This is a genomic window from Sphaerotilus natans (assembly GCF_900156335.1).
Taxonomy (GTDB): domain Bacteria; phylum Pseudomonadota; class Gammaproteobacteria; order Burkholderiales; family Burkholderiaceae_C; genus Sphaerotilus; species Sphaerotilus natans.
Window position 1 is genome coordinate 72,833 of sequence record NZ_FTMZ01000023.1, and the last position, 11,990, is coordinate 84,822.

Annotated in this window: 10 protein-coding genes and 1 pseudogene; 5 read left to right on the forward strand and 6 right to left on the reverse strand. The window is 70.1% G+C overall.

All coding sequences use genetic code 11. The annotated features are described in order from the left end of the window. Positions 1–9: 9 nt before the first annotated feature. Positions 10–771 (reverse strand): YbaK/EbsC family protein, encoded by a 762-nt coding sequence (locus tag BW996_RS17590; protein ID WP_051631381.1) that lies wholly within the window; start codon positions 769–771, stop codon positions 10–12. A gap of 114 nt (positions 772–885) precedes the next feature. On the opposite strand from BW996_RS17590, the gene BW996_RS17595 reads away from it, so the two are divergent. Then, positions 886–1,407: a PIN domain-containing protein gene (locus BW996_RS17595; protein ID WP_051631382.1), complete on the forward strand. Its 522-nt coding sequence runs from the start codon at positions 886–888 to the stop codon at positions 1,405–1,407. Here the strand turns inward: BW996_RS17595 and BW996_RS17600 are convergent. Both BW996_RS17600 and BW996_RS17605 read right to left on the reverse strand, forming a co-directional pair. Continuing rightward, complete coding sequence (locus tag BW996_RS17600; protein WP_051631383.1) at positions 1,385–2,407, reverse strand: AEC family transporter; 1,023 nt, start codon at positions 2,405–2,407, stop codon at positions 1,385–1,387. The genes BW996_RS17595 and BW996_RS17600 overlap by 23 nt on opposite strands. A 166-nt stretch (positions 2,408–2,573) precedes the next feature. Then, entirely contained in the window at positions 2,574–5,192 is a 2,619-nt protein-coding gene (locus tag BW996_RS17605; RefSeq protein ID WP_037476926.1) for a DNA topoisomerase III, read from the reverse strand. A gap of 170 nt (positions 5,193–5,362) precedes the next feature. Between BW996_RS17605 and BW996_RS17610 the strand changes: the two genes are divergently transcribed. The 3 genes from BW996_RS17610 to BW996_RS17620 all read left to right on the forward strand — a co-directional run bounded on the left by BW996_RS17610 (position 5,363) and on the right by BW996_RS17620 (position 7,555). Then, a complete protein-coding gene (locus tag BW996_RS17610; protein ID WP_037476928.1) occupies positions 5,363–5,842 on the forward strand; it encodes an SET domain-containing protein in 480 nt (159 codons plus the stop codon). Positions 5,843–5,909: 67 nt separating this feature from the next. Continuing rightward, positions 5,910–6,719, forward strand: a complete 810-nt coding sequence (locus tag BW996_RS17615) for a biotin--[acetyl-CoA-carboxylase] ligase (RefSeq protein ID WP_037476930.1) — start codon at positions 5,910–5,912, stop codon at positions 6,717–6,719. Next, positions 6,713–7,555: an SPOR domain-containing protein gene (locus BW996_RS17620; protein WP_037476932.1), complete on the forward strand. Its 843-nt coding sequence runs from the start codon at positions 6,713–6,715 to the stop codon at positions 7,553–7,555. Before BW996_RS17615 ends, BW996_RS17620 begins: the two co-directional genes overlap by 7 nt. Positions 7,556–7,646: 91 nt before the next feature. On the opposite strand, the gene gap is transcribed toward BW996_RS17620, so the two are convergent. Then, positions 7,647–8,648: a type I glyceraldehyde-3-phosphate dehydrogenase gene (gene gap / locus BW996_RS17625; protein WP_037476934.1), complete on the reverse strand. Its 1,002-nt coding sequence runs from the start codon at positions 8,646–8,648 to the stop codon at positions 7,647–7,649. A 78-nt stretch (positions 8,649–8,726) separates the two neighbouring features. Further along, the gene (gene tkt / locus BW996_RS17630) at positions 8,727–10,784 is read right to left on the reverse strand and encodes a transketolase (RefSeq protein ID WP_037476936.1); all 2,058 of its coding nucleotides are present in this window, start codon (positions 10,782–10,784) and stop codon (positions 8,727–8,729) included. Between the two features lie 259 nt (positions 10,785–11,043). On the opposite strand from tkt, the gene BW996_RS17635 reads away from it, so the two are divergent. Beyond that, positions 11,044–11,628 carry a hemerythrin domain-containing protein gene (locus BW996_RS17635; RefSeq protein WP_037476938.1) on the forward strand — a complete coding sequence of 195 codons (585 nt, stop codon included), beginning with the start codon at positions 11,044–11,046 and terminating at the stop codon, positions 11,626–11,628. A gap of 46 nt (positions 11,629–11,674) precedes the next feature. Here the strand turns inward: BW996_RS17635 and BW996_RS21810 are convergent. Then, positions 11,675–11,990: pseudogene (locus BW996_RS21810) on the reverse strand (IS3 family transposase); the annotation flags it as partial.

The following is an 11,990-nucleotide window of genomic DNA, read 5'->3' on the forward strand; positions in this document are numbered from 1 at the left end:
TGATCAGCATCAATTTTCGTCAGGAAAAACCCCTGCACCGCGACCTGAACCGGATCGCGCCGGGAGCTGCTGCCAGACCGCCTCGCGCCGCGTCGCGTCCATCGACGACCAAGCCGCGATCTCGTCGAGGGTGCGCCGGCAGCCCTCGCACCAGCCAGTGACCGGATCCATGCGGCACAGGTTGATGCAGGGACTGGCCGGGCGGGCGGGCGCTGGAGCAGGCGCGGTCTCGGTCACCACGTCGAGCACCGGCGCCTGGTCGCTCAGACGAACCAGATCGGCCGGACTCAGCGGGAAGACCGCGTTGGGATGACCCGCGGCGGCCCAGATCAGGTCGAACCGGAACAGCTCTCGGTCGATCAGCACCACCGGCGGCTCCCGGTGCGCAACCGGCGAGACGCCGCCGATCGAGAAGCCGGTGCGCGCCTTGACGAAGGCTGCATCGGCCCGGCCGATCGGTCCGGCATGGGCAGCCACCTTGCGCTCGTCGACCCGGCGGTCGCCGGATGTCACCACCAGCACGGCCCGCTCGTCGGCTCGACGCCGGAAGATCACGCTCTTGGCGATCTGGCCGAGCTCGACGCCCAGCGCATCGGCCGCCTCCTGGGCGGTGCGGGCTGCCACGTCGAGCCAGCGTGGCAGACGGGCATGCCCGAGCTGCGCCAGTCGATCGGTCACGCGCCGGACCGGCTCGGACAGCTCGGACAGCTCGGACAGCTCGGGCCGGTCGATCGTCGAGGAAGAGGGGGCCTGGAACCGATCTGTTGTCATGAGCCGACGCGCATCCGGGAAGTGTGGAAAGAGTCGGGGATCTTCGCATGTCCGCCCGGTACCCCCGCGAACACGGGGGACGTGTCCATCCTCGCTGCTCGCGATCATCCACTCATGCCCATGACCCGCGTCAGCGATCCCGCCTCGACCCTGAACGACCCGATCCCGCCGACGGTCCAGCCTGACGGCACGCGTCCGCCCCGGGTGGTGATCGACACCGCGGTCATCGTCTCGGCCCTGGTCTTTGGCGGCAGCCAGTCGGCACGGCTGCGCCGGGCCTGGCGCCACGGCTACTGCCGGCCGATGCTGTGCCGGGCCACGCTGATCGACCTGATGCAGGCCCTGGCCCGACCGGAGTTCGGCTTCACCCCGCATGAGCAGCAGACGCTGCTGGGCGAGTTCCTGCCCCATGCGCTGAAGGTGCGGGCCCCGGGCGTGCTGCCGCCCGACGCCAGCCAGCCGCTGATGCTGCCCTTCGTGCAGCTGGCGCTGGCCGGGCGCGCCCATGTGCTGGTGAGCGCGGATGCGGCGCTGCTGACCGCGCGCGGCACCACCTTGCCCTTCGCGGTGATGGCGCTCGAGCCTTTCCTGCTGATGCTGCGCGACAGCCCGATCAACCCGCAGCCGCTGCGCTGAAGCCGCCGCGGCGCCACAGGTCGAGCAGCATCAGCCACAGCGGCGCACTCAGCATGAAGCCGGCCGTCGACAGCACGATCACCGTGCTGGCCTCGCCCTCGCGGACCTGGTAGCGCTGCGCGAACAGCATCGCGTTGCTGCCGGTGGGCAGGGCCGCGGCCAGCACCAGCACCGACAGCGCCAGCCCGTCGAGCCGGAACACCAGCACCGCCGAGGCCGCCACCAGCGCCGGCAGCAGCAGCAGCTTCATCGCCGCGATCGCGGCCGAGCGGCGCCAGTGCTCGCCCAGACCGTACTGCGCCAGCGACACCCCGATCAGCGCCAGGCACAGCGGCACGCCGGCCTGGGCCAGCAGGCCGCTGACCTCGTCGAGCAGCCGTGGCAGCGGCAGGCCCAGCGCGTTCCAGCCCAGGCCGGCGAGCACCGGCAGCGTGACCGGATGGATCAGCGACTGGCGCAGGATGGTCAGCAGCATCGTGCCGAGCGGCGGCCGGGCCGCGCCGGCCGCCCGCGCCGCGGCCCGCGCCAGCGCGATCTCGGCCAGCACCGTCTGCGCGCTCAACAGCACCAGCGCGTGCAGGCTGACGATGGCGATGTGCAGCTGCAGCCCGGCCTCGCCGAACATCGCCGCGGCAAAAGGCAGGCCGACCTGCACCGTGTTGCCGAAGCTGGCGGTCACCGCGCTGACCGCCGGTGCGGCCGGGCCGTCCTGCCGCGCACGCGGATCATCGCGGTCGCGCCGGGCGAAGCTCCACCGCGCCAGCAGGCTCCAGAGCAGCAGCGGCGCGAAGAAGGCCAGCAGCAGCGTCCACGGCAGATGCGCCAGATCCACCTTCGCCATCGACCGGAACAGCAGCGCCGGCACGAAGACCAGGAAAGCCAGGTTGGACAGCGCACGCAGGCCGACGGCGCCGCCGGTCAGCCCGGCACGGGCCGCACCGAAGCCGATGCCGCCGACGATGAACAGCGCCAGCAGCCGCAGGAAGAGATCGAGCGTCATGCCCGCACCCTCGTCATGCACGCACCCTCGTCATGCCCGCCCCCCTCCCCGTCATGCCCGCGAAGGCGGGCACCCACGACGAGCAGAAGCCGGCGGCAGGCGTGGGTCCTCGCCTTCGCGAGGATGACGGTGGCGGGAGACGACCGTGGATCGCCGGGAACACTAACTAGGCCGGCGTCTTCTTCGCGGCCACCTTGCCCGCAGCCACCTTGCCCGCCGCCTTCTTCGCCGGGAACTTGGCCGCACGCGGCTCGAACTCGAACACCACCTTGCCCTCCTTGCGGTCGTAGGTCAGGAAGGCCTTGAAGGCGCGGCGGGTCTTGTTCGAGATGAAGCCCTCGAGCAGGTCGGTCTTGCCGCTGGCCAGCAGCTTGGTCACCTGCGCCGGCTCGATGGTCTGCTGCAGGATGACCTTGCCGGTCTTGAAGTCGCAGGTCGCGGCGGTGCCGACCGAGCGCTCGCAGACATAGTTGCTGCCATGCTCGTGCACCGGGCTGCCGCACTTCGGGCAGGCGCCCAGCGAGGGCTGGCCGGACAGGTCGACCGGCTCGGCCGCCTCCTCGGCCTCCTTGCGCGCGTCGTCGCCGAAGTCGAACTCCAGCTTCCAGCGGCCGGGCACGGTGTCGTCGTTCACCAGCTTCATCTCCGCGGTGAAGGGCCAGCCGGCCTTGGAGCGGAAGCCCTCCAGCGGGCCGATGCGGTGATCGCGCAGGAAGGTCTCGGCCTCGTGCAGCTCGAAGCTGCGCCCGCCGGGAATCTTGCCGATCGAGAAGCCGCAGCCCGCGCCCTGCCCGTCCGCGCCGGTGCAGGCGAAGCGGCGGTAGTTCTCCTTGATCACGCCGCCGCAGTTCGGGCAGGGCGCGGCCAGCGTCGCGTAGTCGCCCGGAATGGTGTCGCGGTCATATTCCTTGGCCTTGACGACGATGCGCCGCGCCATGTCGGCGATGCCTTGCATGAACTGCTCGCGGCTGAGCTGGCCCCGCTCCATCTGCGCGAGCTGGTGCTCCCACTGGCCGGTCAGCTCGGGCTTGGTCAGGTCTTCCACCGCCAGGCCACGCAGCAGCGTCATCAGCTGGAAGGCCTTGGCGGTCGGCACCAGGTCGCGGCCGTCGCGCAGCAGGTACTTCTCGGTGATCAGGCCTTCGATGATGGCCGCGCGGGTGGCCGGCGTGCCCAGGCCCTTTTCCTGCAGCGCGGCCTTGAGCTCCTCGTCCTCGACCAGCTTGCCCGCGCCCTCCATCGCGCTCAGCAGCGTCGCTTCGTTGTAGCGCGCCGGCGGCTTGGTGCGCAGCGCCGACAGCGCCACCTCCTCGGCCACCACCGTCTCGCCCGGGCGCACCGCGACCAGATTGGCGTCCTCGCCGGCGGCTTCCTTGCCGTAGACCGCCATCCAGCCCGGATTGACCAGCACCTTGCCGTGGGTCTGGAAATGGTGCGTCTGGCCCGCCGCCTCGACCTGCGTCACGCGGGTGGTGACCATGAACTCGGCCGTGGGATAGAACACCGCGATGAAGCGCTTGACCACCAGGTCGTAGAGCTTGGCCTCGATCTCGGTCAGCGCCTTCGGCGTCTGCAGCGTCGGGATGATCGCGAAGTGGTCCGAGATCTTGCTGTTGTCGAAGACACGCTTGGTCGGCTTGACGTAGCCCGCGCTCAGCGCCTTGGCCGCATGGCGCGAGAGCTCCTGCAGCGGCCCCGGCATCGACTCGGCGGCGATCATCTCCAGCGTCTGCTTCGCCACGCCGACGTAGTCCTCGGGCAGCGCGCGCGCGTCGGTCCGCGGGTAGGTCAGCACCTTGTGCTTCTCGTAGAGCGCCTGCGCGATCGACAGCGTCGTCTTGGCCGAGAAGCCGAAGCGCGAGTTGGCCTCGCGCTGCAGCGTCGTCAGGTCATAGAGCAGCGGGCTGGCCTGGGTGCTGGGCTTGGCCTCCTCGCGCACCGTGCCGCTGCGCGAGCGCACCGCCTCCTGGATGGCCTGCGCCTCGGCCAGCGTCCACAGCCGGTCGGCGCGCCGCTCAGCGTCGTCGTCCTTCCTGAACTTCGGGTCGAACCACTTGCCCTCGTAGACCCCGGCCTCGGCGCCGAATTCGGCGCGCACTTCCCAGTAGTCGCGCGCGACGTGCTTGCGGATCTTCTCCTCGCGCTCGACCATGATCGAGAGCGTGGGCGTCTGCACCCGACCGACGGTGGTCAGGAAGAAGCCGCCGTCGCGCGAGTTGAACGCGGTCATCGCGCGCGTGCCGTTGATGCCCACCAGCCAGTCGGCCTCGGAGCGGCTGCGCGCGGCGTCCGCCAGGCCGCGCATGTCGGCGTCCGAGCGCAGCCGGTCGAAGCCGTCGCGGATGGCCTGCGGCGTCATGCTCTGCAGCCACAGCCGGCTCACCGGCTTCGAGCCGACCTTGGCGCCCAGCGCGTACTGTTCGATCAGCCGGAAGATCAGCTCGCCCTCGCGGCCCGCGTCGCAGGCGTTGATCAGCGCGGTGACATCCTTGCGCTTGACCAGCTTGACCACCGCGCTCAGGCGGCTCTTGGTCTTGTCGATCGGTGCCAGCTCGAAGTGCGGCGGCAGCACCGGCAGGTGCGCGAAGCTCCACTTGCCGCGCTTGACGTCGAACTCCTCGGGCGCCTTGATCTCCACCAGATGGCCGACGGCCGAGGTGACGACCATCTGGTCGTTCTCGAAATGGTCGTCGTGCTTCTCGAACTTGCCGTACACGGGTGTCAGCGCGCGCACGATGTCCTGCGCGACCGACGGCTTCTCGGCGATGACGAGTGACTTGCTCATGATGAGTTGATGCTGATCGAAACCTGTCGAAACCTGCAGCCGCGACCGATTCCCCGTCAGGCTGCTTCATACAATCGGCGCTATACGCGCACGCATGCACGCATCCGCATGCACATGCGCACACGCCCGCACGCGCCCACACATCCAATCTAACCAGAAGTCGCGCCGCCATGCCGTCGATGAAAGAACCGGCCCCCGCGCGCCCGCGCCGGCGCATCCAGGTGCGACGCTCCGGCGTGCACGGCCGCGGCGTCTTCGCCGAGGTGGCGATCGCGCAGGGCGAGATCATCCTGGAATACGCCGGCGAGGTGATCGACTGGGACGAGGCCCTGCGGCGCCACCCGCGCGATCCGTCCGACCCGAACCATACCTTCTACTTTCACCTCGAGGACGGTCGGGTCATCGACGGCGGCGTGCGCGGCAACTCCGCGCGCTGGATCAACCACGCCTGCGAGCCCAACTGCGAGAGCGAGGAGACCGCGGGCCGCATCTTCATCCGTGCGCTGCGCGACATCGCCGCGGGCGAGGAGCTGTCCTTCGACTACCGGCTCGTGATCGATGGCCGGCACACCCCGAAACTGAAGAAAGCCTACGCCTGCCACTGCGGATCGCCGAAGTGCCGCGGTACGATGCTCGGCCCGAAGCGCTGATGCCCGACGCTGAGGCCCGGCGCTGAAGCCGCTTGCCCCCGATCCCTCCCGACATCCTCATGTCCTCATGAACCGACCGCTGCACTGGGACCCCGAGACGCTGTGGCAGACGCTGGAGCCGCTGGCCCCGGGCCTGAGCGTCGAGATCCTGCCGGAAACCGGCTCGACCAGCACCGAGCTGCTCGAGCGCAGCCGGCGCGGGCTGACCGAGCCGACGCTGCTGGTGGCCGAGCGCCAGACCGCCGGCCGGGGCCGGCTCGGGCGCGGCTGGTGGTCGGACGCGGCCCCGGGCCACACGCTGACCTTCTCGCTGGGCCTGCGGCTGGCGCCGGCCGACTGGAGCGGCCTGTCGCTGGCGGTCGGCCTGACGCTGGCCGAAGCGCTGGATCCGGCCGGCGAGCATCTCGGCCTGAAGTGGCCCAACGACCTGTGGCTGCGCGGCCAGGACCGCAAGCTCGGCGGCGTGCTGATCGAGGTCGCGCCGCTGGCCGATGCGGTCAGCGCGCAGGAGCGCTGGCTGGTGATCGGCGTCGGCCTGAACATCGCGCCGCTGCCGCCCGGCGCCGCCGACCCGGCGCTGTTCCGCACCGGCCACGCCGGCCTGCAGGAGATCGACCCGCGGCTGGACGCGCCGACCGCGCTGCACCGCGTCGCCGCGCCGCTGCTGCGCGCGGTGCTGGACTTCGGCGCGCAGGGCGGCGCGGCCGCGCTGGCGCGCTTTGCCGCACGCGACGTGCTGGCCGGGCGCCGGGTGCAGGTCGGCGAGCTGACCGGCATCGCCAGCGGCATCGGCCATGACGGCGCGCTGCTGCTGCGTGACGAGGCCGGCCGGCTGCAGACGGTCCACAGCGGCGAAGCGAGCGTGCGCCCATGCTGAGGCCGCTGGTGATGCTGCTGCTGGCGGCCAACATCGGCTTCTGGGCCTGGTCGCAAGGCGCGCTCGACGGCCTGACCGGCGTGCCGCATGACAGCGACCGCGAGCCGCAGCGCCTGGCCGCGCAGATCGCGCCGGAGCGGCTGGAGATTCTGCGCACCGAACTGCCAGCCTCCGCGGCGCCCGCCGCACCGGCGGCACCGGCCAGCACCGCCTCCGCAGCGGATCTCGCGGCGGAAGCGGCATCGCCCGCATCGACGGCATCAGCCGCAACCGCAGCCGCATCGGCGCTTGCCGCGGCCTCCGCAGTGCCGGCCGAAGCCAGCGCGGCCGCGGTCACGCCGCCGCCGGCCGTGCCGGTGCCCGCAACGCCGGTGCCGACCGTCTGCCTGGAGGCCGGCCCCTTCAACGCCGCCGAATGGCGCACCGCCCAGGTCGCGCTGCGCCGGGTGCTCGACGACAGCAGCTGGACGCTGACCAGCCGCGAGAAGGCCGGCACCTGGATGGTCTATGTCGGCCCGTACAAGAGCCGCGAGATCATGGCGCGCCGCGCTGACCAGCTGCGCCAGCTCGAGATCGCCTTCGAGGAGGCGCGCGACCTGCCCGACGAGTACATTCCCGGCTTCGTCTTCGGCCGCTACGGCGTCGAGGCCGATGCCCGGGCGCTGCAGACCCGCCTGACCTCGCAGAAGATCCGCTATGTGCGGGTGGTGCCGCTGGTGCGCCCGACCGTCAGCCACACCGTGCGCATCCCGAAAGCCGATCCGGCGATGCGCGCCCGGCTGGCCGCGCTCAAGCCGCGCCTGAGCGGCAACGCCTTCGAGCCCTGCGGACGCTGAAGACGCTGCGGACATGAAAAAGGGCTCCCGAGGGAGCCCTTCGTTCATCAGCGGCGGCTGAGCGGCGGCTGATCGCCGCCGCGCCCAGCGATCAGCCGGCGATGACGCGCGCCATTTCCAGGCACTTGTTCGAGTAGCCCCACTCGTTGTCGTACCAGGACACGACCTTGACGAAGGTCTTGTCCAGCGCGATGCCGGCTTCGGCGTCGAACACCGAGGTGCACGATTCGCCACGGAAGTCGGTGGCGACGACCTTGTCCTCGGTGTAGCCCAGCACGCCCTTCATGGCGCCTTCGGAGGCGGCCTTCATGGCGGCGCAGATGTCGGCGTAGGAGGCTTCCTTGTCCAGCTCGACGGTCAGGTCGACGACCGAGACGTCCGAGGTCGGCACGCGGAAGGCCATGCCCGTCAGCTTGCCCTTGAGCACCGGCAGCACGACGCCGACGGCCTTGGCGGCACCGGTCGACGACGGGATGATGTTCTCGAGGATGCCGCGGCCGCCGCGCCAGTCCTTGTTCGACGGGCCGTCGACGGTCTTCTGGGTGGCGGTGGCGGCGTGCACGGTGGTCATCAGGCCGCGCTTGATGCCGAAGCTGTCGTTCAGGACCTTGGCGACCGGGGCCAGGCAGTTGGTCGTGCACGAAGCGTTCGAGATGATCGCCTGGCCGGCGTAGGTCTCGTGGTTGACGCCGTAGACGAACATCGGGGTGTCGTCCTTCGACGGGGCCGACAGGATGACCTTCTTCGCACCGGCCTTCAGGTGGGCTTCGGCGGTTTCCTTGGTCAGGAACAGGCCGGTCGACTCGATGACGATGTCGGCGCCGACTTCGTCCCACTTCAGCTCGGCCGGGTTCTTCACCGCGGTCAGGCGGATCGGCTTGCCGTTGACGACCAGGGTGTTGCCCTCGACGGCGACGTCACCCTTGAAGCGGCCGTGCACCGAGTCGTACTTCAGCATGTACGCCAGGTAGTCCGGCTCCAGCAGGTCGTTGATGCCGACGATCTCGATGTCGTTGGCGAAGTTCTGCACCGCAGCGCGGAACACCATGCGGCCGATGCGGCCAAAACCGTTGATACCGATCTTGATGGTCATGGAAGGACTCCTGGGTAAGAAAAACCGGAACTGGCCTGAAAAAGCCGGGCAAATCGATCGAGTGTCAGCCCGAAAGCGTCACTTGCCGAGGACTTTCCGCACGGTGGCCACGACGTTGTCCGTCGTGAAGCCGAAGTGCTGGAAGAGCACGCCGGCCGGGGCCGACTCGCCGTAGGTGTCGATGCCGATGACGGCGGCGCAGCCGTACTTCCACCAGAAGTCGGTCACGCCGGCCTCGACGGCGATGCGCGGCACGCCCGCGGGCAGCACGTCGGACTTGTACTTGACGCTCTGGCGATCGAAGACGGTGGTCGAGGGCATCGAGACCACGCGCACCGCGACGCCATCCTTGGCCAGCTCGGCCTGGGCCGCGATGGCCAGCTGCACTTCCGAGCCGGTGGCGACGATGACGGCGGCCGGGGCCTTGTCGTCCTTCTTCTTGAAGCCGACGTCCGACGGGTTGGACAGCACGTAGGCGCCCTTGGTGATCTCGTCGGCGCCGGTCTTGGCGGCGTAGGGCAGGTTCTGGCGCGACAGCAGCAGCGCGCTGGGGCGGTTGCGGTTGGCCAGCGCCATCGTCCACGCCACGGCGGTCTCGCAGGTGTCGGCCGGGCGCCAGACGTCCAGGCCCGGGATCAGGCGCAGCGAGGCGGCGTGCTCGACCGACTGGTGGGTCGGGCCGTCCTCGCCCAGGCCGATCGAGTCGTGGGTGAAGACGTGGATGACGCGCTGCTTCATCAGCGCGGCCATGCGGATGGCGTTGCGGCTGTAGTCGCTGAAGGTCAGGAAGGTGCCGCCGTAGGGGATGAAGCCGCCGTGCAGCGCCACGCCGTTCATGATCGCGGCCATGCCGAACTCGCGCACGCCGTAGTTGATGTGGCGGCCACCGACGCCGGCCTCGTTCTTCACGACCGCGCCGGTCTCGTCGAAGCGCAGGTTCGGCGTCGACTTGGTGTTGGTCAGGTTCGAGCCGGTCAGGTCGGCCGAGCCGCCCAGCAGCTCGGGCAGCTTGGCGGTGAAGTGCTCGAGCGCGATCTGGCTGGCCTTGCGGCTGGCGACCGTCTCGGCCTTCTCGTGGGCGGCCGCGACGGCCTCGACCGAGATGTCGGCGAAGTTGTCGGGCAGGTCGCCGGCCATGCGGCGCTCGAACTCGACGGCCAGCGCGGGGAAGTCGCGCACGTACAGCGAATAGCGGTCTTCCCACTCGGCCTGCGCGGCGGCGCCGGCTTCGCGGCAGTCCCAGGCGGCGGCGACGTCGGCGGGAATGGTGAACGGCTCGGCCGACCAGCCGATGGCCTCGCGGGTCAGCGCGATCTCGGCGGCGCCCAGCGGCTCGCCGTGGGCCTTGGAGGTGTTGGCGCGGTTCGGCGAGCCCTTGCCGATGTGCGTCTTGCAGACGATCAGCGTCGGCTTGTCGGCGCTCAGCTTGGCCTGGGCGATGGCGGCGTCCACCGCGTCGATGTCATGGCCGTCGACGGGGCCGACGACGTTCCAGCCGCAGGCGGCGAAGCGCTGCGGGGTGTTGTCGATGAACCAGGGCGCGACCTGGCCGTCGATCGAGATGCCGTTGTCGTCGTACAGCGCGATCAGCTTGTTCAGCTTCCAGGCGCCGGCCAGCGCGACCGCCTCGTGGCTGATGCCCTCCATCAGGCAGCCGTCGCCCAGGAAGGCGTAGGTGCGGTGGTCGACGATGACGTGACCTTCGCGGTTGAACTCCGATGCCAGCAGCTTCTCGGCCAGCGCCATGCCCACGGCGTTGGTGATGCCCTGGCCCAGCGGGCCGGTGGTGGTCTCCACGCCCGGGGTGATGCCGACTTCCGGGTGGCCCGGGGTCTTGCTGTGCATCTGGCGGAAGGCCTTGAGGTCGTCCATCGACAGCGCGTAGCCGGTCAGGTGCAGCAGCGCGTAGATCAGCATCGAGCCGTGGCCGTTCGACAGCACGAAGCGGTCGCGGTCCAGCCACAGCGGATCGGCCGGGTTGTGCTTGAGGTGACGCTTCCACAGCGCGACCGCGATGTCGGCCATGCCCATCGGGGCGCCGGGGTGGCCGGAGTTGGCCTGCTGCACGGCGTCCATGGCCAGTGCGCGGATGGCGTTGGCCATCGAGGTAGAGAGGGAAACGGTGGTGGCGGCCATGGGCACGATCTGCTGTGGGAGGAGGGATCGAGGGGAGGAATCCGCGATTTTACGGCCCGGCGCGATCGCGCCCTTTGATTTGCGCTTCGCGAGCCCGGTCATCGCGGCACGGGTGCGGCACCGGCGCGGCCGCGCATCGTGCCCGCGCGCTTGCGCTCACGTCAACGCGGATTGACCCCGGTCAAGGGCTCGCGGCCCGAGCCTGCGAATCTTGCGGACACCGTCCGCCCCCTTGTCCGGCCCCCCAGGAGACCTCCGCATGACCACCCCGCTCTCGATCCGCGTCATCCGCGACGAACACCAGGCGCTGCGCGCGATGCTCGACTCGCTGCGCCTGATGCTGCGCCGCCAGCGTGACCAGGGCAGCACGCCGCGCTTCGACGTGATCCGCGCGATGCTGTTCTACATCGACGAATTCCCCGAGCGGCTGCACCACCGCAAGGAGAGCGAGCTGCTGTTCCCGCTGATCCGCCAGCACAGCGACGCGGCCGCCGACATCCTCGACCGCCTCGACCGCGACCACGCCGCCGGCGAGCGCGCCATCCGCGACCTCGAGCGCGCGCTGCTGGCCTGGGAAATGATCGGCGAGAGCCGCCGCATCGACTTCGAGACCGCGCTCGACCGCTATCTCGACTTCTACGCCGCGCACATGCGCCTGGAGGAAGAAGTGGTGCTGCCGCTGGCGCAGCAGGTGCTCGGCGAGGCCGACTGGCGCACGCTCGACGCCGCCTTCGCCGAGAACCGCGACCCGCTGACCGGCCACCCGCCGTCGCACGAATACGAGCAGCTGTTCAGCCGCATCGTGCACACGGCGCCAGCGCCGATTGGGTTGGGCGGGGAATAAGGCGCCCGCCGCGTCCCGGAGCATGTCAAGGTAGTTGCCGCGTAAGTCATGCCGCGACTGCGCTTATTTCGGCAGCCGCGGCCACACATTCCCGCTCGGGATTGAGCGTGACCGCACCGATGGGCGACCAGTCGCGGGTCTTGCCCGACCAGCGTTTCGGGTTCGCCTGACGGGCTTGGCCGTACAGCGCATCGCGCGCCGCCAGGATCTCCCGGTCCTGCCCTGCATGGCGCTGTGCCGGACTCACAAACCGGATGCCGCTGTGACGGTGGTCGTGGTTGTACCAATGCACGAACGCGCTGGCCCACTGCCGCGCGGCCTGCAGATCCTTGAAGCCGCCGCTGGCCGGGAACTCCGGGCGG

What these genes read in the sequence shown, in the direction of transcription:
- BW996_RS17590 (WP_051631381.1), bottom strand. Translation starts at nt 771, where the DNA reads ATGACAACAGATCGGTTCCAGGCCCCCTCTTCCTCGACGATCGACCGG.
- BW996_RS17595 (WP_051631382.1), top strand. Translation starts at nt 886, where the DNA reads ATGCCCATGACCCGCGTCAGCGATCCCGCCTCGACCCTGAACGACCCG.
- BW996_RS17600 (WP_051631383.1), bottom strand. Translation starts at nt 2,407, where the DNA reads ATGACGCTCGATCTCTTCCTGCGGCTGCTGGCGCTGTTCATCGTCGGC.
- BW996_RS17605 (WP_037476926.1), bottom strand. Translation starts at nt 5,192, where the DNA reads ATGAGCAAGTCACTCGTCATCGCCGAGAAGCCGTCGGTCGCGCAGGAC.
- BW996_RS17610 (WP_037476928.1), top strand. Translation starts at nt 5,363, where the DNA reads ATGCCGTCGATGAAAGAACCGGCCCCCGCGCGCCCGCGCCGGCGCATC.
- BW996_RS17615 (WP_037476930.1), top strand. Translation starts at nt 5,910, where the DNA reads ATGAACCGACCGCTGCACTGGGACCCCGAGACGCTGTGGCAGACGCTG.
- BW996_RS17620 (WP_037476932.1), top strand. Translation starts at nt 6,713, where the DNA reads ATGCTGAGGCCGCTGGTGATGCTGCTGCTGGCGGCCAACATCGGCTTC.
- gap (WP_037476934.1), bottom strand. Translation starts at nt 8,648, where the DNA reads ATGACCATCAAGATCGGTATCAACGGTTTTGGCCGCATCGGCCGCATG.
- tkt (WP_037476936.1), bottom strand. Translation starts at nt 10,784, where the DNA reads ATGGCCGCCACCACCGTTTCCCTCTCTACCTCGATGGCCAACGCCATC.
- BW996_RS17635 (WP_037476938.1), top strand. Translation starts at nt 11,044, where the DNA reads ATGACCACCCCGCTCTCGATCCGCGTCATCCGCGACGAACACCAGGCG.